The organism is Allorhizobium sp. NPDC080224 (genome assembly GCF_050281005.1).
GTDB lineage: Bacteria > Pseudomonadota > Alphaproteobacteria > Rhizobiales > Rhizobiaceae > Allorhizobium.
Map to the genome: position 1 here is coordinate 123466 of NZ_JBNNWJ010000003.1, position 23223 is coordinate 146688.

Here is a 23223-nt window from a genome sequence, read left to right on the forward strand (position 1 = left end):
GGACAGAGGTGACCCGCAGATTGCGGCAACAAAGAAGGAGCGTCCGCTACACGGCCGAAAGAAATATGAAACGAGAAAGATTAGAGGCGCTGCGCGCCAGGGTCAGTTGTGAAGCCCTGCTGGAGCAAGCCGGATACGAACTCGATCTGAGAGAAAGCACGCGTCGCGCCGTCAAATACCGGCATGGTGGCAGCATCATTATCGTGACCCATGACGGACGAGGCTGGTTCGATCCGCTGAGCGACGAGAAGGGTGACGTCTTCGGCCTCGCGATGTTTCTGGAGAAGACGAGGTTCCCGGCCGCCGCGGACGCTGTCGCAGCGCTGGTCGGGTTTCAGCTTTCGCGGCCGGAATGGCGTCCGTCGCGGTCTGCAGTGTCAGACGAGGCCATCGCTGACCGTTGGCGATGCCGGCGCTCGCCTTCGCCGGGATCGGGTGCGTGGCGCTATCTATCTTGGCAGCGCTTGATCCCGCCTGCCATAATCCGGCAGGCCATTCGGGAAGACGTCCTGCGGGAAGGACCTTTTGGCAGCATGTGGGCGGCGCATGTTGATAGCCATGGCCGAGTGGTCGGCTGGGAAGAACGAGGACCCGAATGGCGCGGATTTTCGACCAGGGGATCAAAGCTTCTGTTCCGATTGGGTCCGAGTGATGCCAATCGCATTTGCGTCACCGAGGCCGCGATCGACGCGATGAGCCTCGCAGCGCTCGAGGGTTCACGCGAGGGCACGCTCTATCTCAGTACAGGCGGCGGGTGGTCACCGGCAACAGATGCCGCGCTCTGCGAACTCGCCCTCCGGCCGGGGCTGACACTGGTGGCCGCGACGGATGGCAATTCCCAAGGAGACATCTACGCAGCGCGTTTGCGTGCGCTCGCCGAGGCGTCCGGCTGCGATTGGCAGAGGCTACGTCCGCCGGAGGACGACTGGAACGAGGTCTTGAAGAACAGAGAAAAGGAGAGACGGGAAAGGAAAATGGATAAGAAGATGAGGCCTGCCGCATGCGCGCCGGCCGCGTCAAGGGAGGCTTCGCCCGGCATGCGCCGGCCCTTGCCCCGGCCGGACACGAGGCCGGCCGGGGCATGCGCCGGCCCTTGCCCCGGCCGGACACGAGGCCGGCCGATCGGGAAGGGTCATGAAGGACTGAAGAGGATAGTGAGGTCGAAACGACAGTGCTGCCTTCGGTCCCAAAACCCCGAAAGGATCAAGCTGATGACTTCGATATCCGTCCCCCGCAAAGTGTTTCAGGGTGTGGCCAAACGCGCCGACATGTTCCGGATTCTCGATCGGCACGCAAGGCGCCCGGATCGTTTTGCTGGTGCTCTGTCTGCGATCTATGCCGGCGAATGGTTCGAGACCGACGAGACCTCTTACACCTACATGCTCGACATCCTGCCACCGCTTTGGATGCTGGCCCCGATCTTTACGATGCGCGAGTTCATGACCGGTTCCGTAACCTCGGTCTTCTATGCGATCCGGATCGATGACGCCGTCCGCTATTTCCACACATACTGCGACCTATCCGATCCGAACTCGGTCGAGGCGATGCGCTCGGCGATCCTTGACCGCGAAACCCGGCCGGTTCGGGCGATGAGCCGAGAGGAACGGCTCGAACATATCTGGAGCACCACCGCGGAAGACTATCGCGGTTATGCCGGTCCCCGCTGGCCAAAGCCGATGCAGGGCCATCGCACGGTCATGCTCTATGGCGGCAAGGAAGGCACTCTCCTGAAGCTGCTCTGCACGCTGACCGACGACGAAATCGCGGCCAAGCTGCCGGTACATCTGCGCCATCTCCCCACGGTCCTGGCGGCCTAAGCAGGAACCAATCCCCACCCTCAGGGCGCTGCCGCCGGTCGAACCCTTGACCGGACGATTTCGCACGCCTGCTTTCCAAAGGAGCGTTTCATGAGCAATGATCCCTTTACCTTCGACATTTTCGGCGGCTCTGCCCTGTCCTCCGGGCTCGGGCTTGATGTGACCGCGTTTGGAGGTTTCTCTCCCAATCCCGCCAACGACGACGACCCGGATCCCACTCCGCCCGCATCGGCCCCTGCCCTCCCCGTCACTGCCGCGCCTGTTCGGCGAGCAGGGTTTCGGGCAAACTTCTATCTCGATGGCGACCGCGCGTTGGGCGCCAGTTGGAAGGATCGCGCCCGCGCGAATGTTGCGGCGATCCTCATCGCCGACGCGATTGCCAAGCAGGACCGGCCTGCAACGTATGAAGAACAGACGCAGCTGATCCGCTTCACCGGCTTCGGCGCCGGCGAACTCGCCAACGGCATGTTCCGCCGCCCGGGGGAGGTCGATTTCAGGCAGGGCTGGGACGAGCTTGGCTCCTCGCTCGAAACTGCCCTATCCGAAGCGGAGTATTCGTCGCTCGCGCGTTGCACCCAATATGCGCATTTCACGCCAGAATTCATCATCAGGGCGATATGGGCCGGGATTGCAAAACTTGGCTGGCGCGGCGGTCGGGTTTTGGAACCGGGCATCGGCACAGGCCTCTTCCCGGCCCTGATGCCGGAGCAATATCGCGATGCCGCCTCTGTTACCGGGATCGAGCTCGATCCAGTCACCGCCCGTATCGTCGGCCTGCTGCAGCCAAAGGCTCGCATCATCAATGATGACTTCGTACGCACCTATCTGGCGCCGATCTACGATCTTGCCATCGGCAACCCGCCCTTCTCCGACCGCACTGTCCGTTCGGACCGAACCTATCGGTCGCTCGGTCTTCGCCTGCACGACTATTTCATTGCGCGGTCGATCGATCTTCTGAAGCCTGGCGCGTTGGCCGCCTTCGTCACCTCGCATGGGACGATGGACAAGGCCGATACGACGGCGCGGGAGCATATCGCGAAGTCCGCCGACCTGATCGCCGCGATCCGTCTGCCCGAAGGCAGCTTTCGCCGCGATGCCGGCACGGATGTCGGCGTTGACATCCTTTTCTTCCGCAAGCGCAAACCCGCTGAACCGGAAGGAGATCAGCTATGGCTTGATGTCGATGAGGTCAGGCCGGCCACCGACGACGAAGACGCCATCAGGGTCAATCGCTGGTTTGGTCGACATCCGGACTTCGTGCTCGGCACACACGCCCTGACTTCCGGCCCGTTCGGCGAGACCTACACATGCCGGCCCCGTCATGGCGAAGATCTCGAAGCCGCACTCGCTTCTGCGATCGATCTCCTGCCCACCGATCTCTACGACGGCGAACCGACGCCGATCGACATCGATCTGGAGGACGAGCTCGGCGAGATTGTCGAGCTGCAGCCGAAGGGTGGGTCTGTTCGCGAAGGCAGCTTCTTTCTCGACCGGGCGAACGGTCTGATGCAGATGCTCGACGGATCAGCCGTGCCGGTCACGGTCCGCAAGGGCCGCTCAGGCGATGGTATCCCGGAAAAGCACGTCCGGATCATCAGCAAACTCATCCCGATCCGCGATGCGGTGCGGGAGGTGTTAAAGGCGCAGGAAACCGACCGTCCCTGGCGCGACCTTCAGGTCAGGCTGCGTATCGCCTGGTCGAGCTTCGTCCGCGACTTCGGGCCGATCAATCACACCACGGTCTCGATCCAGGAAGATGCAGAGACCGGTGAGGTCAAGGAGACCCATCGCCAGCCGAACCTTGCACCCTTCCGCGATGACCCGGATTGCTGGCTGGTCGCCTCGATCGAGGACTATGATCTGGAGACGGGCACGGCGAAACCCGGTCCGATCTTTTCCGAACGCGTGATTGCACCGCCAGCGGCGCCGATAATCACATCTCCTGCGGATGCGCTCGCCGTGGTGCTGAACGAACGCGGCCATGTCGATATCGAGCATATCGCCGAACTGCTGCACAGCGATCCGGCGGTGGTAATCGACGAGTTGGGCGACGCCGTCTTCCGCGATCCCGCCGATGGATCGTGGAAGACGGCTGACGGATATCTCTCAGGCGCTGTCCGAACCAAGCTTGCGGCGGCGCAGGCTGCGGCCGAACTCGATCCGACCTACAAGCGCAATGTCCGCGCTTTGACTAACGTGCAGCCGGCCGATCTTCGCCCTTCAGACATCACCGTGCGTCTCGGCGCCCCATGGATTCCGGCCGCCGATGTCGTGGCTTTCGTGAAGGAAAAGATGGAGGCCGATATCCGCATCCACCATATGCCGGAGCTTGGTTCCTGGACGGTGGAGGCCCGTCAGCTCGGTTACAGTGCCTCCGGCACGTCGGAATGGGGCACGAGCCGCCGCGATGCCGGCGATCTACTTACCGATGCGCTCAACAGCCGCGTCCCGCAGATCTTCGATGTGTTTAAGGATGCCGATGGCGAGCGGCGTGTGCTCAACGTCGTCGATACCGAGGCGGCGCGCGACAAGCTGCAGAGGATCAAGCAGGCGTTTCAGGACTGGGTGTGGACTGATCCGGATCGCACCGATCGGCTTGCCCGCGATTACAATGATCGTTTCAACAACATCGCGCCGCGAAAATTCGACGGCTCCCATCTGAAACTTCCCGGCGCCTCAGGCGCCTTTGTTCTTTACGGGCACCAGAAACGCGGCATCTGGCGGGTCATCGCCGATGGCTCGACCTATCTCGCCCATGCCGTCGGCGCGGGAAAGACCATGACCATGGCAGCCGCCATTATGGAACAGCGCCGACTCGGGCTGATCGCCAAGGCGATGCTGGTCGTTCCGTGGCATTGCTTGGCGCAGGCCGCACGAGAGTTCCTGGCGCTTTACCCGAATGCGCGCATCCTCGTCGCCGACGAGACGAACTTCACCAAGGATAAGCGTGCTCGCTTCCTGTCACGGGCGGCGACCGCGACCTGGGATGCGATCATCATCACCCATTCGGCGTTTCGGTTCATCGCCGTGCCATCGGCCTTCGAGCAACGGATGATCCAGGACGAGCTGCAGCTCTATGAGGATCTGCTGACCAAGGTCGACAGCGAGGACCGCGTCTCGCGCAAGCGTCTCGAGCGGCTCAAGGAAGGATTGCAGGAGCGGCTTGAAGGTCTCGCCACCCGCAAGGACGATCTTCTCACCATCTCGGAGATCGGTATCGACCAGATCGTCGTCGACGAGGCGCAGGAGTTTCGCAAGCTATCCTTCGCCACCAACATGTCGACGCTCAAGGGCATCGATCCGAACGGCTCGCAGCGCGCCTGGGATCTCTATGTGAAATCCCGCTATATAGAGACGAAGAACCCCGGCCGGGCCTTGGTGCTGGCGTCTGGAACTCCGATCACCAACACGCTCGGCGAGATGTTCTCGATCCAGCGCCTGCTTGGGCCTGCAGCACTTGCCGAGCGCGGGCTGCACGAGTTCGATGCCTGGGCCTCCTGCTTTGGCGATACGACCACCGAACTCGAAATCCAGCCATCCGGCAAATACAAGCCAGTGAGCCGTTTCGCCTCCTTCGTCAACGTGCCGGAACTGATTGCCATGTTCCGGTCCTTTGCCGATGTTGTCATGCCCGATGAACTCAGGCAGTATGTGAAGGTGCCCCACATCTCGACCGGGCGCCGGCAGATCCTGACCGCCAAGCCGACGGCGCTGTTCAAGACCTACCAGCAGATGCTAGACGCGCGCATCACGGCGATCGAGCAGCGTGAGGGGCCGGCCAAGCCCGGCGACGATATCCTGCTTTCGGTCATCACCGATGGCCGCCATGCCGCGATCGACCTGCGCTTCGTCATGCCGGCGGCCGACAACGAGGAGAATAACAAGCTCAATCTGCTCGTCCGCAATGCCTACGGGATCTGGAAGGATACCAGCGAGGCGATCTATCGACGCTCCGACGGCAAGGAGTTTGATCTGCCAGGCGCCGCCCAGATGATCTTCTCGGATCTCGGCACGATTAATGTGGAAAAGACCCGTGGCTTCTCGGCCTATCGCTTTATCCGCGACGAACTGGTCCGGCTCGGCGTGCCGGCATCACAGATCGCCTTCATGCAGGACTACAAGAAGACCGAAGCCAAGCAACGGTTGTTCGGCGATGTCCGCGCCGGCAAGGTCCGTTTCCTGATCGGTTCTTCCGAGACCATGGGCACGGGGGTCAACGCCCAGCTTCGCCTGAAGGCTCTCCACCATCTCGACGTGCCATGGCTGCCGTCGCAGATCGAGCAGCGTGAGGGCCGGATCGTGCGTCAGGGCAACCAGCATGAGGAGGTCGATATCTTCGCCTATGCCACCGAGGGTTCGCTCGACGCCAGCATGTGGCAGAACAATGAGCGCAAGGCGCGCTTCATCGCCGCCGCCTTGTCGGGAGATACCTCAATCCGCCGGCTCGAAGACATCGGTGAAGGTGCCGCCAACCAATTCGCCATGGCAAAGGCTATCGCCTCCGGCGACGCGCGGCTGATGCAGAAGGCTGGCCTCGAAGCCGATATTGCCAGGCTCGAACGGCTACGGGCCGCGCACGAAGACGATCAGTATGCCGTCCGCCGACAGATGCGCGATGCCGAGCGTGAGATTGAGGTTTCGAACCGACGCCTAGGCGAGATCGGCCAGGACATTGAACGGCTCCAGCCCACCTCAGGCGACGCCTTCAGCATGACCGTGCTCGGCCAGAACCATACCGAACGCAAGGAGGCTGGCCGCGCGTTGATGAAGGAGATTCTTACTCTTCTCCAACTTCAGCACGAGGGCGAGGTTCATCTCGCCACGATCGGTGGCTTCGATCTTGTCTATGACGGTGAGCGCTTTGGCAAAGGGGATGGCTATCGCTTCGAGACCCTGCTCCAGCGCACCGGCGCCGACTATGAGATCGATTTGGCAATTACGGTCACGCCGCTTGGCGCTATTTCTCGTCTGGAGCATGCACTGGATGGCTTTGACGACGAGCAGCGTCAGTATCGGCGGCGGCTGGAGGAAGCCGAACGCCGTCTGGCCTCTTACCGGTCGCGTGACGGCGGTGTTTTCGCGTTTGCCAATGATCTGAAGGAAAAGCGACTAAAGCTTAGGGCAATCGAGGCCCGGCTGGCGGAGGATCTGGACGACGAGACCAACGCAGCCGCCGCATAGCTGCATTGCACAATAAATGTTTTCCGTCTGGTCAAAATTCGGGCATAGTGCCTTCAGCTGATGCACATGACGGTCACCTCCCAGTTCCGTCGCAGCAGCTGTTCCCCTCTGGAGGTTTCAGATCTCCACACTTCATGGGCCGCAGTTTTCTGCAGGCCCATTTTTTTATTCTTCGGTCACCTCGTACGATGTTTCCGAAGGGTTTATGCCGGAGAGGCTATTGCGCGAGCCCCGCCGCTCGGCAGCTCGTAGAGCGGTCATTTCAAGGTATCGTAAGCGCATGGCCTTCATGTCGATTTCTCCCCCGATCCATTCCTCCAGTAAGGCAAGGAAGGCAGGATCCGTGTCGATCGGCGTCCCACGCGCTTGCGCGCGATCAATGGCGCGTTGCGCGATCGCTCTCCGGGCCTCGGGATCTGTGCTCATGTCGTTTCACCTGGCATTCTGATAGGCTTAGAGATCTATCAGGCGGTAAGTCGAATCACGACTTGAAAGTGCCTTTCGTCAACAAGATCTGAGCATCACTCCCCGATAAGCCGATGTCCTGCTCGCTGCAATCGCGGCGGCGTTTGATCTTGTCCCGGGATACAGAAGAAGGCGCTCCCCTCACGGTTTGAGCGCTTTTTTGTATCGGAGGCGCCGCTGAGGAGGTGCTGCATCTTGACCGCAACCGCTAAGCGGATGAGATCTGTGGTAGAACACATCGCAGGGACAAATGCCATTTTTTCTGGTGACGCAGACATCGCTGGTCGAAGCTAGAGACGAGCAGGAGGCCGCTCAAACGGGCGTCGACCGCCTTCGCTCCGGCGGACAGGTCACCGTTTCGGTGAAATCGGATGAGACGACAATTACGCATGTCGTTGTCGCCGCCGTCGTCGAGGAGCCCTTTCCGCCTTCACGTTCCGAGGCCGCCGGTCCACCGCCTGCTGCTGTTCGTAGCGCCGAAGCCGCCCCTGCTGAACCGGTAAGCAGGAAGCCGAGCCTGAAGCGCATGCTCGCCGATGGTCTGGCCCTGCTCAGGCGCCGAACCTAGTCCCTTCGTCGAGGTATGGCCGCCGCTAGCAGTCTCATCTTCGAGCGTTAGCTCGAACTGGAAGGTGGGATTGAGGAAGAAAAGCAGGAAGTTGAACCGGTCGCCGATCGGTCCTCCTGCCGGCGCGTGCGCTCAACCGCCGCCTGCGCTATCCCGGCCACTCGTTCTTCGCAGGGCTGTCAGCCCCGCTTGTCCCTCGCAGCAGGGATGCTCGGCCGCAGTTGCGTCAGTCCGGCCGTTCGGCGGTCCGGGAGGTGTCTTCGAGAAAAATGAAGACAGGAAGGGCTGGCAAGGCGCCGGTTCGGAACTCTCCCGGAAGGAAAAAATCCCATGCAGATCATGAAGGTTGACCCACGCGCGCTGAAGGAAAACCCAGACCGGATGCGCCAGTCGAAATCCTCGCCGCAGGCCGATGCGCTGATGCTGGCGACAATCAAGGCGGTTGGCATCGTCCAGCCGCCCGTAGTGGCAGCGGAAGTAAATGGCGGAAACGGCTACATCATCGACGCCGGCCATCGCCGCGTCCGGCTTGCCATCGCCGCCGGTCTCGAAGAAATCGAGATCCTCGTCGTTGACGCCGCTAACGACAATGGCGCGATGCGTTCGATGGTCGAAAACTCGGTTCGCGAAGCACTCAACCCGGTTGATCAATGGCGTGGCATCGAACGGCTCGTCGCTCTCGGCTGGACGGAGGAAGCGATTGCCGTCGCTCTCGCCCTTCCCGTCCGCCAGATCCGCAAGCTACGCCTGCTCGCCAATGTCCTGCCGGGCATGCTCGAACAGATGGCCTTGGGCGATATGCCGAACGAACAACAGTTGCGGGTGATCGCGGCGGCCGGCCAGCTCGACCAGAAGGAGGTCTGGAAGGCGCACAAGCCGAAGAAGGGCGACACAGCGCCCTGGTGGCAGATCGCAAATGCCCTGACCAAGAAGCGCATGTACGCTAAGGATGCGAGCTTTGGTGACGATCTTGCCCAAGCCTATGGGATCGAATGGGTCGAGGATCTCTTCGCACCGGCCAACCAGGACGGTCGATACACCACAAATGTCGAGGGATTTCTCGGTGCCCAGCATGAATGGATGACCGGCAATCTGCCGAAGCGCGGCGCGATCGTCGAGGTCAACAGCTGGGGCCAGCCGGAACTGCCGAAGAAGGCTGCCCAAGTCTACGGCAAGCCGTCCAAGTCCGACCACGCGGCGCTCTATCTCGATCGTGACGGCAAGGTGCAGACGGTCCACTACCGCATGCCAGAGGCGGCGAAGCAGAATGGAGGCGGTGGCGACGGCTTTACCCGCGGCACTGATGATAGCGACGCGATCGCAGCGCCGAAGGCTCGGCCAGACGTCACGCAGAAGGGCCACGACATGATCGGCGATTTCCGCACGGACGCGCTGCATGACGCGCTCGGTCGCGCGCCGATCGAGGATGACATGTTGATGGCACTGATGGTCCTGGCCTTCGCTGGCCAGAATGTTCGCATCGACTCCGGTGCTGACGGGACCTTCTACGGCGGCAAGCGCCTCTCGCGTCATGCCGTCGGACTGTTTGGCGAGCATGGCAAGCTCGCCTTCGATCAGGATACGCTTCGAGTTGCCGTTCGCTCGGTGCTGGTCGATGTACTTTCATGCCGCAGGGGCATGTCCAATAGCGGCATGGTGGCGCGCATTGCCGGTGATGCGATCGGAGCCGATAAATACCTGCCGAACATGGGATCGGAAGATTTCCTCTTGTGCCTGTCGCGCCAGGCGCTGGAAGCGTCTTGCGCCGAGGCATCGATTCAGCCACGGCAGAAGGTGCGCGAAACCCGCGCAGCGCTCGTGGAGCATTTTGCCACCGAGCACTTCGTCCATCCGTCCGGCCGCTTCGCACCGCCGGCCGACGAGTTGCTCGCGTGGATCCGGGCAAGCTCCACTACGGATGTCATCGGTGCGGGCGAGGGCGACGGCGGCCAAGCTGACGACCCTGCTGATGAACAGGAGGGTCAGGTCGAAGGAGATGCAGATCACGATGCTCTGCAGGACACAGACGTCGCAACCGATGACGACGACGATCAGGACTTCAATCAGAGGGCAGCAGCATGACCGCCGCCCTAACCTTGAACATCGTCGCACCCACCCCCGATTTTTCGGGGGTGGAGTTTGCCACCAGTGCCGATGGCATGCCCGTCGCTCGCATTGATGACTTGGTCCTTGCCATGGTCACATCACACAGCGGCTTCGCGTTCCTTGCGAGTGCCGTCGCCGTTCGTCGGCCGCTGGCAGAGCTGACGCGCGCCGACTTCTTCGGTCATGATGGCCGGGTGGCCAATGAGGCCGAGTTTCGAATGCGCGTCGCCGAGACGGCCGGTCATAAACACGATCTGGCCAAGCTCAACCGCGTGCAGACCCGCATGTCGGCGAGCACGCCCTGGGGCGGTTCACAGATGGCGGTCGTCTACGCCGAAGGCGTTGTCGCCCACAGTACGGCCGGCCACGGCGGCTTTCACCTCTCTTCCGATCGCAATGCTAAAGTCCATCCGCTGCTGCGGAAGGACACGCTCTGGTACGAGGAAGACTGCGAATGGGCGATCGTGGCGATCAGTTTTCCGGACCTGTTCACCGACTGCGAGCGGTCAATGGCAGAAAAGACCATCCGCAATACCTGGCCCGACGTCTGGGAGAAGATCCACGGTTGCTCGCTCGCCGAGGGTGAGAGCTGGGCGAAGGATCGCCGCGCGTTTGATCAACGCCATGCCGCAGACCACGTCGCCACCTCGGCAATCTTCTCCGATAAGAACCCCGGAATGACTGAGGTCGTGGCGGTCGTCGCCGGTGATAGAGGGGCGGGTGACCGAAAGGCCTGGGATAATGAACGTCGCTTCCTTGTGCCGAGCGACGAATATGCCAGGCGCGGTAGGTTCGGATTTGTGATCGATCCCGACCGTCATGCCGAATATCATGGGCCATCCTCATTTCTCGGCTGGCGAAGCCGGGGGATCGGGTCATGATTGATGTCCTCGCATCGAGATCGCTGGCGACGGCAGTCAGTGCCCGGCGTGAGACCCTGCGGCTTCTGGATTGTCTGACCCGCCAGATTGCGGCGCGGGCCGGACGTAAGGCGATCACGGTGAAGACCAGGAGCCGGGCGCGCCGGCGATCCGGTCGCCGTCTCTATCATCAGGAGCTTGTCGAGCGCCTGGCCTTCGAGCGGTGGAGCGAACTCGACACGCTCACATGCAGGCTGGTGGTGCAAGAGCAGATCATCGACGCGCTCGAGCTTCACGGTCACGCGCCTGTTTTGCCTCTCGCGGGATAGGTGGATCTGACGCGGAGTAGCGGGGCGGCTTGGTCACCATCATACGGTCTTGGCGTCTATTTCGGTGGCGGGCTTGGCCATGCCGTCCCTCTCGGGCTTGCATTTGATATCGGACCCGAGCCGGACTGCCCTTCTTTGTTGCTGCGGTCTGAACCGGCGGCCGATCGTTTCAAGGCCGCTGTCGCGCCGCGTGGCGGCCGATCCAGCCTCTCTGCGCGAGGGCAGGCTCGCGGTCTGCTCAGGTCAAGACCTGCTGGCTCGCAACCCTGCCCCGCTGGCTCAGCCGGATCGGACCTTTGAAGCCGCCCGCCCTTTGCCGGTTCCTGGTCGCCCGCATCGAAGGGCAGACCGGCACGGGCCGGAACCGCTTCGGAAGCCAAGGAAGGAACAGACATGGCCAAGCCCGCCACCCCCAACCGCTCCAACGCACGGGTCTCTCAATCTCGCCGCGGTACCACCCTCGAAATGGTCCGCCTCTCCTGCCCCGATGCAATCCAGGCGCATAAGATCGCGACAAGCTTCGGCACGGCCATCGTCGATAGCGATGGCATCCGTAGCCTGCATGAGCGGCTGATCGTCGAGACCGCCGAGAGCCTCTCCGATGGCATCGGCGAGAAGGCCATGCAGATCCATCTGCAGCGTATCGTCGGAGCCTTCGTCGGATCCGCGCATGGCGCCGGGCAGTTTTACTCCCGCGCCGTCACCGAGGCGCGCGACGCGACCGCCAAGGCGTCGAACGACGCCCGCGATGAGGACCTAGACGGTCCGGTCGGCTATGACAGCGCGGCCCAGCGCAAGCGCGAGTTCGCAGCCGACATGGGCGTCCAGTCCCACGCGCTCCGAATGGCAGCCGAAGGCGCGGTTGCTGCCTACGAGCATGTGGTCGGCGAGACCTGGAAGCCCTTCGACCGGCCGGTCGAGAACCCCGGCGCCTCTCTTGATCGCAAGGCTGCCGAAGCGCAGATGGCGGCTCTCGGATAACACCACCGGCGGTGATGACCCCGCCCCTTTCTCCTCCCCGGGGCCGGCGCCAGACAGCGCCGGCCTTTTCCTTGTCGAAAAGTAAAGCTGGAGACGTACCTGTCGCGGCCTGTCCCGCTCGGCGGTCCTGCAGGAGCCGGGCACCCAAGCAACGGCTTCGCCGTCCTCCACGCTGTTGCGGCCGTTCCGGTGCATGGGCGCACCATCGGCCCCTGACTTCAGACCTCCGTGACGGACCGCGAAAGACGCGGTTCTGAGAAATGGAGAAGGAAGTCATGGGCAGGAAAACGGATAACGATCGCATCGACATCTATACGAGGATCACCGAACGGATCGTAGAGGATCTCGAACAGGGCGTGCGCCCCTGGATGAAACCATGGAGCGCCGCCAACACGCATAGTCGCATCAGCCGGCCGGTGCGCCACAATGGCCTCCCCTATTCCGGCATGAATGTGCTGCTCCTGTGGTCAGAGCAGGTATCGCGCGGTTTCTCCTCCTCGATGTGGATGACCTTCAAACAGGCCCTCGAACTGGGCGGGGCCGTGCGGAAAGGCGAAACGGGCTCGACGGTTGTCTTCGCCAGCCGGTTCACCAAGTCGGTGGCCGACGGAAACGGCAATGATGTCGATCGGGAAATCCCGTTCCTGAAGGCGTATTCTGTGTTCAATATCGAGCAAATCGATGGTTTGCCCGACACCTATCATGCCCCGCCGGCCAAGGTCCGGGATCCTGTCGAGCGAATAGCGCGCGCCGATCTCTTCTTCCGCAACACCGGCGCCGTGATCCGGCACGGCGGCAACCAGGCCTATTATTCGCCGATCAAGGACTTTATCCAGATGCCGCCCTTCGAAGCGTTTCGCGATGCTGCTGGGCACGCGGCCGTCCTCAGCCATGAGCTGACCCATTGGACAGCGGCGGCGCATCGCGTCGGACGTGATCTCTCGCGCTATACCAAGGACCGGACGGACCGTGCCCGCGAAGAGCTCATTGCCGAGCTTGGAAGTTGCTTCCTTTGCGCCGATCTCGGCATTGCGCCAGAGCTCGAGCCGCGGCCCGATCACGCGTCCTACCTGCAGTCCTGGCTATCGGTGCTGGCCAACGACAAGCGAGTGATCTTCCAGGCGGCAGCCCATGCGCAGCGCGCGGTGAGTTTCCTGCATTCCCTACAGCCGGAATCGGAGGTGAAGGCTGCGGCCTGACGCTCAGGCGCGGTCGTCACCGCCTGTGGCGACCGCGTGCTCCTCATCACGTTCGTCCTTGAGACCTTGTGCGATGTCACCGCCCAGCCTTCCCCAGATTGACGGTTTTTGAGCGTCGAGTTTGGGTTTGCGGGATGGCTTGCGCTCAATGATGAACGGCTTTGTCTGCTGGCGCATTGATCCTCCAGGCTGCGATTCGCGAGTGCAACGATATCGCACAGTGTAAGCTGGGCAAGCGGGTCTACCATGTGAGGGCTTCCAGTCCCCGACTGAAACAAGCAACGACGGCAGAAGTGGGGGATGGCGCAAGAACATTAGTGCCCGGGCGAGTGCGTCGGAACACCATTGCCATATCCCTCACGTCAGAGTTTTCAGGCAGCCCATCTGCGGGCTCGATGAGGCATGTCTGACCGGAGTCCGGCTGCGCCTCGATCGTCTTCCCGCAACGACAAGGCTCAGATTTCTTACCCCGGAAGGCTGCGCCTTCCTCCTCTCCCGCTAACAAATCTGCGACTTGCCGCCCTCCATTTCACTACGGCCCTATTGGGTGCGGTCCGATCGTCTCCGGTCTTGTCGACTGCCATCGAGGCCGCGATGGGCGCGGCCCGAACACCAGAAAAGGAATACGACAATGGCTACCATCGGCACTTTCACCTCCACCGAGAATGGCTTCACGGGCTCGATCCGTACACTCGCCCTCAACGTCAAGGCCCGCATCGCCCGGGTCGAAAACCCTTCCGAAAAGGGCCCGCAGTTCCGCGTCTATGCGGGTACCGTTGAGCTCGGCGCCGCTTGGCAGAAGACCTCCGGTGAGGGCCGCGACTACCTCTCGGTCAAGCTCGACGATCCGAGCTTCCCGGCTCCGATCTACGCGACGCTCGCAGAGGTCGAGGGCGAGGATGGCCTCCAGCTCATCTGGTCCCGCCCGAACCGAGACTGATCAGGATCACGAGGCTCCGCCATCGGCGGAGCCCACTCTCCTGCCGGAGAAGTCAAAGCCGGATCTGGCATCGAGCCAGGCCCGGCTTTTTTGGTGGCATACTGTGAACGGAGAAGCTGCTCAGAATGCATGATTGTGCCAAGCGGCGACACCGGCCTCGAGGATGAGCGGTTCCCCCAATTTGCTCCACCTGCCCTCAAGGGCAGCTTCCGCAAATCGGCTCCCCCACTCACCGGCTCTGCCGGTCGCGCATGCGATCCTTGACCCCGCCATCCCCTCTCGGACCCGCCTGTCATCTTTCACAAACGTCAAGGAGACGAAGATGACCTACGAACTCGAAATCCAGATCGAAGAACTGCGGGTCGAGCTGCGCAACGCTGTTGATGGCGCCGAGCGTCGCCAGATCGAGGCCGAACTGGAATGCGCTCTGGCGGAGCTGATCGTCGCGGCTGCCGAGATGGAGGGCCTGGCTGAGGCAGAGCCGCCTTTCTGACGGCGGTGATCTCTACCAACCCCTCCACCGTGCGACCACGAATACATTATTTACACCAATGCTGTATATGCTGTATAAACAGCACTGAGACCCTTTGACCCTAATCGTATTGAGGCTGGCCACATGACAAGCAGGAACGGCTCCTACACGACAAGCGACCTTTCTCGGAAATCCGGAGATATCATCGCCGAGGCACTTCGACACCCTGTCACCATCACCCAACGCAACAAGCCGCGATTGGTGTTGCTGAACATAGACGATTACGAACGTCTTATGCGCCAGTCGGATCGTCGCTCTGTCGGCAGACTGGAGACAATGTCCGACGAGCTGTTTGCTGAATTTGAAGAGGCCGTCGATGCCTACGCCCAGTCTGATGAGACGAGTCGATGAGCGTATACGACAAGGTCCAGACGGCTGCGGTAGTTCGATATCCATATCTGTGGAGCCATGAGGCAAACGAGGGAGAAACGGAAGGGCGCAAGAACCGTCCTGTGGCTGTCGGCGTGCGGATCGCGAGGTCGGGTGGCGATCTTGTCCTGTTTTTTCCGATCACGACAAAGATGCCCGACCGAAATCGTTTTGCCGTCGAGATCCCGACCATCGAAAAGCGACGCGCGGGTCTTGATGCAGATCTTCCACTGTGGCTCATCCTGGATGAGTTCAACAGCGATATCATAGGCCGGTCATTCTATCTGGAGCCTGAGCCTCCGCTTGGTCACTTCAGCAAGGCATTCTTTTTGCCGCTTCTGCGCGAATTTATTGCCCGTCGAAAGTCCTTTGCGGAAGTTAGCCGATCGAGATAGCGGAGTGTGGACAGCAGGGTCTCCGTTCGAGAAGACCAAGGTCCGCCCTCACACTTTCTTTTGCCAGCGGCAGTATCGTCGAGAGTTTATTGCGAGCTGACACAGCCTATTGCCCGATATCCCCGGCGGCGTTTTTGCCTCAGGAGTTCAAGGAAGAGGTCAACAGCGGCCTGTTCCTTTTCGAACTGATGAGTTTTCATCTGACCGTTCGTCCCAATCCGTCCCCATCGCCGCGTCAGGCATGCCTCCCCAAACAGGTTCGGCTCGATCGACATCGCGTAAAAGCGGGCCATTTTTTTCTTGGCGTCCGTCCTCTCTACATAGAGCTTATATGGCTGACTGATCATGCCGGCATGATCGTGTTTGTTCAAATCGAGGTCCAACGAGAGTTTTGAATCGCTCGGGCGTGATCGATTCATTTTCGTGATCTGGCGATGCAGTCGTGTTTGGGTTGTCCGCCTTCGGCATGCGGCTTTGGGGCCGAAAGCGGACAGTCGGCTCTTGGCGCACGAGCCGAAGTATCAGACATTCAGATGAGCCTACCCAACAGCTTACTCAACCAAATGACAGGGTGGACGCTACTCGCTAACGCCACCCTCTTGGTGCACTCGCTTTTGAGGTAAAACCTCCAGTAGGCCAGCCACGAGCACCAGTCCTCCCCCGATCATTTCATGCGTGTGCAGGTGTTCGCCGGCGACCAGGCTTGCTGTAGCGGCGCCGACCAGGACTTCGGACATAAGGAGCAGTGAGACGCGTGTTGGATTGATCTGCGTGGCGGCCCACAGAAGCGCCATCACGGAGAACGCCCACCATAGCAATGCCGTACCCACAACGATACTGAGGGCAGTTCCGACATCTTGTGTAGGCACGACGAAGACATCCTGAAGAAAGAGCGACGCAACGATACAGGCGATGCTAGCGCCGAGTGCGAACATAAACGCCGCTTCTACGGCGGTCACCGGACGCCGGACCCTGATCATCGTCGTCGATACTGACCACAGAACCCCGCCAGCGAGAGACATCCACTCCCCGCGCCCTTGAGGTAATGGTGCTTCTCCGCCTGCCCCGAGCAGGACGGAGAGCCCTGCTATGCCAAGCAGCACAGCCACGAACCTGAGAGCAGGCGTCTCCCAGCCCATGACAAAGCGTCCGATCAACACGCTCCAGAGCGGGCTGAAAAACCACAGCAATATGATTATGCCGACGCGGCCATAGAGAAAGCTGATCGAGTAGAGCGCAAAGGCCACGCCGCCCAAGGCAATACCGGATAACGTAAGGATATCTGCCTGGACGAATGTCTTGCGCCGCGCGACCACGAATGGCAGCAGCATCGCCGCCGTTGTGGCCGTGATCGCAAGCGTGCCCCAGGATCCCGGGTAGCCTAATTCAGCAAGCTCCCGGACAGGAAGCCAATAGGCACCCCAGAGAATTCCAGTGAACAGTGTGATCGCCGAAGCCGCGAACGTCGGGTCCAATCGTTGCATTGTGTGCACTAGAGCACGTCCATTGAACGCGGAATCGCGTTGAGGATTCCCTTGGCTACCGAATTCTGATTCCATCGCTCCGACTGGTGATTTGGTCGGAGGCAATATGACCCGAGCGTTCAGCGATGATCTGCGTAGCCGCGTTCTGGCTGCGTCACGCGATGGCATGTCGGCGCGTTCAGCGGCAGCACGATTTGGGATTGGAATTTCGACAGCCATCGCCTGGATTGCGAGTGCGCGGCAGGGTCGGTTGACCCCGGCGAAACAGGGGCGACGCGGCGGCTCGCGCCTGGATGCTCACGAGGACTTCATCATCGGCATGATCGAAGAGGCGAAGGACATCACACTCAACGAGATGGTTCTGCGATTGCATGTGGAGAGAGCCGTATCGATCGGCCGCAGTGCGCTTGACGTCTGGCTGCGAAAACGCGGCTGGACTTTCAAAAAAAGACCGCACATGCACTGGAGCAGGACCGTCCTGACCTGCTGAAGCGTCGCCAGGACTGGTTCGACGGCCAGCTCGATCTCGATCCAGCCCGCCTCGTCTTCATTGATGAAACCGGCCTGAGCACGAAGATGTCCCGGCTTCGCGGACGAGCCCCTTGCGGAGATCGATGCCGTTCACCGGTCCCTCACGGCCATTGGAAGACAACGACGTTTACCGGCGCGCTCAGGCTATCTGGCATGACCGCGCCCATGGTCCTCGACGGTGCGATGAACGGCGTCGCGTTCCAGGCCTATGTGCAACAGGTTCTCGTTCCAACCTTGGTGCCCGGCGATATCGTCATCATGGACAATCTGCCGGCACATAAAGCGGAGGGTGTGCGTCTCGCAATCGAAGGTGCAGGGTGCCGGCTGCTCTACCTTCCTCCATACAGTCCAGACTTCAACCCCATCGAGAAGGCCTTCGCTAAGCTCAAGGCCGTCTTGCGCGCCAAAGCCGAGCGAACGGTCGAGGGCTTATGGAATGCCGTCGGCCAGATCGTCACGCTGTTCGAACCACAAGAATGCGCCAACTACTTCAAATCGTGCGGATATGATCCCGAGTAAAGCGGACGTGCTCTAACTCATGAGCATGATTGTCAATTGCTCCCCAGCTTTGATGCCCTTTTCATCTGATGGCAAAGCATTTGTTCCATCGGTAAAGGTAAGATAAACTAACTTTATGTCTGATTGGCTCCCCTCGCTGAACTCACTTCGCGCCTTCACCGCCACCGCCCGTACGCTCAGTTTTGAGAAGGCTAGCCGTGAACTCGGCGTAACTCCGGCTGCCGTGAAGCAACTCGTACGCAAACTGGAAGTACAGCTCGGTACATCACTGATTGAGCGGAGCGGGCGCGGTCTGCGATTGACTGCGGCGGGAGCTGCTGGCGTCTCCGATCTCAACGGCGGCTTCCGAAATTTGGCGCTCGGTGTTCAAAAGATCCGTCGGTTCGACAAGCGTAGCCGCTTGGTCCTTTCGGTCGAACCATCACTTGCCTCCTTATGGCTCGTCCCCCGTCTCCATCGCTTCCAGAAGGTCGCTCCGGATGTCGACGTGCTGATCAACACTTCGTCCCATCTGATCGACATAGGGGGGAACGAAGCCGACATCGCGATCCGTTTCGGCGAGAAAAATAGAGAAGACACAGAGCTGCGCTCCTATCGTCTGTTCAATGAGGTTCTGGCCGTTTTTGCGGGAAAACCACTTGCTGCACAGATCGGGCAAAGTGACAGTTTTTCGGACCTGCCGCTGATTGATTGGGATACGACCCCTCTGGTGTGGGCCGAGACAACGCGCAGGGTTTGGACCTGGGATGCGTGGTTTCGGCACGCCGGTAATCTCGGCTCAGACACACAGCCGAGACGACGTCTCACTTTCGCCGACTACAACATGGCTGTTGGTTCCGCGATCGCTGGTCAGGGATTGCTGTTGGGAAGTGTACCAGTCTTACACGATCTCGTTGCAAGCGGGTTGCTTGTGCAGGTCAGCTCGCAGACCATGACTTTGGATGTTGGCTATGATCTCATCACGAAAGCAGATACGCCGGATACCTCTTCTGTTGCAGCATTTCTCCTTTGGGTCGCATCGGAAGCAAGCGGAGGCTAGCGGCCGGTCGCTGGTCCGCTCGGGGGAAGTTCAAACGTTAACTGTTTAACGGCGCCGATCTGCACCAGGCGAAGAACGGCTGCTTGTGGGAGGTCTGGGCAATGACTTTGTGGCCCTTATCAAAGCGCAAAGCGGATCGAGTCCTTTGAAAGGCTCTCCGGGGAAAGGAGCGGCCCCACGGCGTGCGGGGCCGCCCGCATTCAGATTTCAGTCCGCTCGGCCAATTCTAGTGCGTCCTCAATGTCCACGCCGAGGTACCTGACTGTGTTCTCGATCTTGGTATGGCCAAGCAGGATCTGGATCGCTCGAAGATTGCCAGTGGCCTTGTAAATCATGGCAGCCTTCGTTCGTCGCAGGGAATGCGTACCGTAGTCCTCCCGACGAAGCCCGATCGCTGTCACCCACTCATCGACCAGTCGGGCGTACTGCCGAGTGCTAAGATGATCTGCGTGGCCGACGCGACTGGGAAAGGCATAGTCATCGACTGTTCCTCCCCTTCGTTGAAGCCAGGCAAGCAGACTAGCTCTGACCTCCGTCGTGATTTCGAACTGCACGGGTCGTCCAGTTTTCTGCTGGACGACCGTCGCCCGAGTTCGAATGTCGTGACCAGTCACGAGACTTCCGATTTTCAATTTTACCAGATCGCAGCCGCGGAGCTTGCTGTCGATGGCAAGATCGAAAAGCGCCCGATCTCGCATCCTTCCTTCACGGTCCAGGAAGAATGCGTATTCCGATGAAGCCGGCCATTGATTCCGAAACGAAGCCGGCCACCCATTCCGATTTCATTCCGGCCAGCATTCCGATTTGAAGCCGGCCAGTCGATGCTCCCTTGGGTCGTTGTTTTGAATGGCTCTGGATTGTCGTGGGGTCAAGCGTCGGATGGTAGCGGACGCTGCTTTCGCAAGCTCTCGCCGGTGAGTTCGATGCGGTAGGCATTGTGGACCAAGCGATCGAGGATGGCGTCAGCGAGCGTCGGATTGCCGATCATGTCGTACCAGTGATCGACGGGCACCTGGCTTGTGACGATGGTGGATCGCCTCTCATAGCGATCCTCAACGATCTCCAGAAGATCACGGCGCTGCTCGTCGCTGAGCTTCTCGGGGCCCCAGTCGTCGAGGATGAGTAGGTCTGTTCTGGCTAGCGCCTTGAGGACCTTGGGATAGCGGCCGTCGCCGCGCGCCAGTGCAAGAGTGGCGAACAGCCTCGGCAGGCGATGATAGGCGACGGAGAAGTCCTCGCGGCATGCCTTGTGTCCGAGTGCGCAGGCCAGCCAGCTCTTGCCGACGCCGGCGGGTCCGATGAGCAGGAGACTGTGATGTTGCCTGATCCAGTCGCAGCCGGCGAGCTTCAGGAACAGATTGCGGTCAAGGCCACGGGCAGCGCGGAAGTCGATGTTCTCGACCTGAGCGTCATGGCGCAACCTTGCCGCGCGGGCTCTCGCCTCGAAGCGCTTCTGGCGGCGCATGGTTGCCTCGCGCTCCAGAAGAAGAGCGAGCCATTCGCCATGCTCGAGACTCCTCACTTCTGGTTGGGCCTCAAGCTCGTGATAGGCGCTTGCCATGCCGGAGAGGCCGAGTTCGCGTAGCATGTCGATGGTGGGATTGGTCAGCATGATCTTGATCCTCAATGAAAGTAGCCGGGGCCGCGCAGGTTGGCGTGCTCCATGACGGCGGCGGGTTCGGCGGAATGTCTGTTGGATTTGTGGGTGGCGATGAGCGCGGAGATGGTTTTGCAGGTCAGGCCGCCGATCTCGACGGCACGCGCCGACACAGTCTCGGCGCGCTCCCGGGGAAGATCACGATAGAGGCGCAGGATGCCGAGGCATGTTCTGAAGCCCTGTTCGGGATGCGGCCGGCTGGCGAGGATGGCGGTGATCAGCCCCTCGGTCTCGGGGCCGATCGATGCAGCCCAGCGCCGGAAGCGATCCGGTGTCCATTCGGCGTATCGACGATGCGAACTCGGCATGTGATCGGGGTCGGTGCCAAAGCGCGGCCCCCCATATCGGCGCTGATGCACTGCGACGCGCTTTCCACGATGGAATATCTCGATCATCCGGGCGGTGGCGCGGATATCGACCTGGCTCCGGATGAGGCCGTGCGGGACCGAATAGAAGAAGGTCTTGAACTCGACATGATAATCCGTCGAGACCCGCGCCAGCCGCCATTCGGCGAACTCGTAATCCTCGGCAGGAAGGGCTGCGAGGGCTGGACGCTCGACCGTCTCGAAGAGATGGCGACGGCTGACACCGAGCCGGTGCATGACATGATCGTTGATGCGTGCGAGCATATCAGTGATCGCGGCATTCGCCTCGGCAAGCGAGAAGAATGTCTGTTTGCGCAGGCGGCCGAGGATGCAGCTTTGAGCAAAGCGCACGGCGTTCTCGACCTTGGCCTTATCCTTCGGGCGTCGCGGCCGAGCCGGAAGGACACCGATACCGTAGTGGGATGCCATCATGCCGTAGCTGCGGTTGATCTCAGGATCATGGAAGCTGGCACGGTTGACGCCGGACTTCAGGTTGTCAGGCACCACAAGCCGTGGCACGCCACCAAAAAAGGCGAACATGCGTACATGCGAGCCAATCCAGTCCGGCAAGGTCTGGGTCCACGTGGCCTCGGCAAAGGTGTAGCTCGATGCGCCGAGTACGCCGACGAACAGTTCCGCCTCACGGACCTCGCCGGTCTTGCGATCGACGATCGGCACCTTCTTTCCGGAATAGTCCACGAAGACCTTGTCGCCGGCGGCATGCTCCTGGCGCATCGTCGGCGACAGGCGCTGCTCGAAGCCGCGGAACAGTTCACAGAAGCGGCTGTAGCCGTAACCGTCGGGATGGTCGCTACGGTATTCTTCCCAAAGGATCAGCAGTGTCACGCCTGGCTTCTTCAGCTCGATCGAAAGCTCAGCCCAGTCAGGCTCCTTCCTTCGCCGCTGCCCCTGCTTGACCCCAGCGCGGGCGAAAAGACGATGTTCAAGCGCATCGTCGGTCAGCTCTCCGGGCAAGGGCCAGGTCAAACCCGCAAGCGCCGCCCGCTTCAGATTATCCTGCACCGTGCTGCGAGCAACGCCCAGCACCACCGCGATCTCGCGGCTGCTTGTTCCGCTTCCGGCAAGCCGGAGCATCTGTCGTAATTGTCTCATGGTCAGCCTTCTATTTGCCGGCATCAAACTCTCCTCGTGTACCGGGAGGCTTGATGCCAAAGTTGCTGACCCAAGGGGTATCGTTAGAGCCGAGAACCGGCCGGTAATTGATTGGAATAGTGGCCGGCTTCAAATCGGAACGGTGGCCGGTAATTAATCGGAATGCCGGCCGGCTTCAGACCGGAATCCGCAAAGAAGCGGATTGCCCAGATCTGGCGCTGCTTCAGGGGCTTCTTGACGCCAACTTGCTTGCCTGCGTTCCAAGCCGGTCGACCCAGTGCGCCAGGATCATATTGTGAGATACCCATTTCAGTTCTCCTATGGTCACCATTGGCCACAAGGAGAACGCACACCTTACAGTTAGATGACGGACCCGAAAGTGGACAGTCAACTCTTGGCTGCGTTAGCATCAGAAACGACTACTCTGCGAGCGATTACAGCACGGGGGAGGCAGCTAGGAGCGCGCTCCTGCTTGCTCATCACGTCATCGTTGTGACACCATCTTTACATGAGCTTGAGCTTGAACAACCCGAACCATGCCGCCATGCCATGAAGATATTGCTTTAAGCCAGTCGGGCATCAACGGAACCTCTTGCTGCACGGCGCCGTCCGCGACGCTTGATACGGTCATTCCGAGTGAAGGGTGTCGGTCCGTCTGGTTGAGGTACCTAAAGACAAACTTTGAACCACAGGCCTGCTTGATCAGTCGCTTACAACTCTAAAAATAGCAGTCGGCGTAAGAGTGAGTTATAAAACCTAATCGTAGATTTCTT

21 protein-coding genes and 2 pseudogenes are annotated in these 23223 nt (G+C 60.7%); 15 read left to right on the forward strand and 8 right to left on the reverse strand.

Annotated features, from left to right (window positions below; genetic code table 11):
- Positions 1–272 precede the first annotated feature (272 nt).
- From ACQKP1_RS21165 to ACQKP1_RS21175, 3 genes and pseudogenes are all read left to right on the forward strand, one after another.
- Positions 273–881, forward strand: a pseudogene (locus ACQKP1_RS21165) (DUF3991 domain-containing protein); the annotation flags it as partial.
- A gap of 330 nt (positions 882–1211) precedes the next feature.
- Positions 1212–1817 (forward strand): DUF1419 domain-containing protein, encoded by a 606-nt coding sequence (locus ACQKP1_RS21170; RefSeq protein ID WP_427276938.1) that lies wholly within the window; start codon positions 1212–1214, stop codon positions 1815–1817.
- A gap of 90 nt (positions 1818–1907) precedes the next feature.
- Positions 1908–6998, forward strand: a complete 5091-nt coding sequence (locus ACQKP1_RS21175; RefSeq protein ID WP_427276899.1) for a DEAD/DEAH box helicase family protein — start codon at positions 1908–1910, stop codon at positions 6996–6998.
- A 165-nt stretch (positions 6999–7163) separates the two neighbouring features.
- Here ACQKP1_RS21175 and ACQKP1_RS21180 read toward each other — a convergent pair whose 3' ends face one another.
- Positions 7164–7424: a hypothetical protein gene (locus ACQKP1_RS21180; protein ID WP_172890997.1), complete on the reverse strand. Its 261-nt coding sequence runs from the start codon at positions 7422–7424 to the stop codon at positions 7164–7166.
- A gap of 289 nt (positions 7425–7713) precedes the next feature.
- On the opposite strand from ACQKP1_RS21180, the gene ACQKP1_RS21185 reads away from it, so the two are divergent.
- The 6 genes from ACQKP1_RS21185 (at position 7714) to ACQKP1_RS21210 (ending at position 13506) form a co-directional block, all read left to right on the forward strand.
- A complete protein-coding gene (locus ACQKP1_RS21185) occupies positions 7714–8031 on the forward strand; it encodes a hypothetical protein (RefSeq protein WP_153763731.1) in 318 nt (105 codons plus the stop codon).
- Positions 8032–8361: 330 nt separating this feature from the next.
- Positions 8362–10113: a ParB N-terminal domain-containing protein gene (locus ACQKP1_RS21190; RefSeq protein ID WP_427276900.1), complete on the forward strand. Its 1752-nt coding sequence runs from the start codon at positions 8362–8364 to the stop codon at positions 10111–10113.
- Positions 10110–11018: a DUF7007 domain-containing protein gene (locus ACQKP1_RS21195; protein ID WP_427207809.1), complete on the forward strand. Its 909-nt coding sequence runs from the start codon at positions 10110–10112 to the stop codon at positions 11016–11018. The genes ACQKP1_RS21190 and ACQKP1_RS21195 overlap by 4 nt, the downstream gene beginning before the upstream one ends.
- A complete protein-coding gene (locus ACQKP1_RS21200; protein ID WP_427276901.1) occupies positions 11015–11326 on the forward strand; it encodes a hypothetical protein in 312 nt (103 codons plus the stop codon). The genes ACQKP1_RS21195 and ACQKP1_RS21200 overlap by 4 nt, the downstream gene beginning before the upstream one ends.
- 393 nt (positions 11327–11719) lie before the next feature.
- Complete coding sequence (locus ACQKP1_RS21205) at positions 11720–12307, forward strand: hypothetical protein (protein WP_153763734.1); 588 nt, start codon at positions 11720–11722, stop codon at positions 12305–12307.
- A 275-nt stretch (positions 12308–12582) separates the two neighbouring features.
- Positions 12583–13506, forward strand: coding sequence for an ArdC family protein (locus ACQKP1_RS21210; RefSeq protein WP_427276902.1), 924 nt, complete (start codon positions 12583–12585; stop codon positions 13504–13506).
- Between the two features lie 3 nt (positions 13507–13509).
- Here the strand turns inward: ACQKP1_RS21210 and ACQKP1_RS21215 are convergent, their stop codons facing one another.
- A complete protein-coding gene (locus tag ACQKP1_RS21215) occupies positions 13510–13683 on the reverse strand; it encodes a hypothetical protein (RefSeq protein ID WP_167495055.1) in 174 nt (57 codons plus the stop codon).
- A 454-nt stretch (positions 13684–14137) separates the two neighbouring features.
- Between ACQKP1_RS21215 and ACQKP1_RS21220 the strand changes: the two genes are divergently transcribed.
- The 4 genes from ACQKP1_RS21220 to ACQKP1_RS21235 all read left to right on the forward strand — a co-directional run bounded on the left by ACQKP1_RS21220 (position 14138) and on the right by ACQKP1_RS21235 (position 15742).
- On the forward strand, positions 14138–14446 hold the full coding sequence (locus ACQKP1_RS21220) for a DUF736 domain-containing protein (protein WP_136542981.1): 309 nt from the start codon (positions 14138–14140) through the stop codon (positions 14444–14446).
- A 322-nt stretch (positions 14447–14768) separates the two neighbouring features.
- Entirely contained in the window at positions 14769–14939 is a 171-nt protein-coding gene (locus ACQKP1_RS21225; protein WP_167495056.1) for a hypothetical protein, read from the forward strand.
- Between the two features lie 123 nt (positions 14940–15062).
- The gene (locus ACQKP1_RS21230; protein ID WP_027488997.1) at positions 15063–15329 is read left to right on the forward strand and encodes a type II toxin-antitoxin system prevent-host-death family antitoxin; all 267 of its coding nucleotides are present in this window, start codon (positions 15063–15065) and stop codon (positions 15327–15329) included.
- Entirely contained in the window at positions 15326–15742 is a 417-nt protein-coding gene (locus tag ACQKP1_RS21235) for a hypothetical protein (protein WP_027488996.1), read from the forward strand. Before ACQKP1_RS21230 ends, ACQKP1_RS21235 begins: the two co-directional genes overlap by 4 nt.
- 86 nt (positions 15743–15828) lie before the next feature.
- On the opposite strand, the gene ACQKP1_RS21240 is transcribed toward ACQKP1_RS21235, so the two are convergent.
- Both ACQKP1_RS21240 and ACQKP1_RS21245 read right to left on the reverse strand, forming a co-directional pair.
- Entirely contained in the window at positions 15829–16161 is a 333-nt protein-coding gene (locus ACQKP1_RS21240; RefSeq protein WP_167495057.1) for a WGR domain-containing protein, read from the reverse strand.
- A gap of 159 nt (positions 16162–16320) precedes the next feature.
- Entirely contained in the window at positions 16321–17226 is a 906-nt protein-coding gene (locus ACQKP1_RS21245; protein WP_427276903.1) for a DMT family transporter, read from the reverse strand.
- A 106-nt stretch (positions 17227–17332) separates the two neighbouring features.
- Between ACQKP1_RS21245 and ACQKP1_RS21250 the strand changes: the two genes are divergently transcribed.
- Positions 17333–18276 (forward strand): IS630 family transposase gene (locus ACQKP1_RS21250; protein ID WP_427276904.1). Its coding sequence is split into 2 segments (ribosomal slippage): positions 17333–17657 and positions 17657–18276, totalling 945 coding nucleotides; the frame shifts between segments, so codons are not numbered across the junction.
- Positions 18277–18391: 115 nt separating this feature from the next.
- Entirely contained in the window at positions 18392–19315 is a 924-nt protein-coding gene (locus tag ACQKP1_RS21255) for a LysR substrate-binding domain-containing protein (protein WP_427276905.1), read from the forward strand.
- Positions 19316–19515: 200 nt separating this feature from the next.
- Here ACQKP1_RS21255 and ACQKP1_RS21260 read toward each other — a convergent pair.
- From ACQKP1_RS21260 to ACQKP1_RS21275, 4 genes and pseudogenes are all read right to left on the reverse strand, one after another.
- Positions 19516–20037, reverse strand: a pseudogene (locus ACQKP1_RS21260) (tyrosine-type recombinase/integrase); the annotation flags it as partial.
- Positions 20038–20183: 146 nt separating this feature from the next.
- Positions 20184–20927 carry an IS21-like element helper ATPase IstB gene (gene istB / locus ACQKP1_RS21265; RefSeq protein ID WP_097143548.1) on the reverse strand — a complete coding sequence of 248 codons (744 nt, stop codon included), beginning with the start codon at positions 20925–20927 and terminating at the stop codon, positions 20184–20186.
- Between the two features lie 11 nt (positions 20928–20938).
- Positions 20939–22450, reverse strand: a complete 1512-nt coding sequence (gene istA / locus ACQKP1_RS21270) for an IS21 family transposase (protein ID WP_427276906.1) — start codon at positions 22448–22450, stop codon at positions 20939–20941.
- A gap of 83 nt (positions 22451–22533) precedes the next feature.
- Positions 22534–22758: a hypothetical protein gene (locus tag ACQKP1_RS21275; RefSeq protein WP_427276907.1), complete on the reverse strand. Its 225-nt coding sequence runs from the start codon at positions 22756–22758 to the stop codon at positions 22534–22536.
- Positions 22759–23223: the final 465 nt, after the last annotated feature.